A 273-nucleotide genomic window follows, 5' to 3' on the forward strand; every position below is an offset into this window, starting at 1 on the left:
GCCGGCGGTCTCGGCGATGTAGGGGATGTTGGCGCGGGGGCGGGCGGCGATGGAGCGGTTGATGGCGGCGGCCGTGTCGGTGCCTCCGGTGAAGGCGACGCCGTCGATGCCCGGATGGGTGACCAATGCCGCGCCGACCGTCTCACCGCGTCCGGGGACCAGGGCCAGGAGGTCAGGGTTCAGACCCGCCTTATGATACAGGCGCACAGCCTCGGCGGCGATCAGGGGCGTCTGTTCGGCGGGCTTGGCCAGGACGGCGTTGCCGGCGGCAAG

1 protein-coding gene is annotated in these 273 nt (G+C 72.2%); it reads right to left on the reverse strand.

Going from position 1 to position 273, the window contains the following annotated elements; translation table 11 throughout:
* Positions 1–273 (reverse strand): aldehyde dehydrogenase family protein (locus CVH10_RS20480; RefSeq protein ID WP_146143187.1); only part of this gene is annotated, 273 nt, incomplete at both ends.

It is taken from the genome of Halomonas sp. ND22Bw (assembly GCF_003011945.1).
Taxonomy (GTDB): Bacteria; Pseudomonadota; Gammaproteobacteria; order Pseudomonadales; family Halomonadaceae; genus Halomonas; species Halomonas halophila.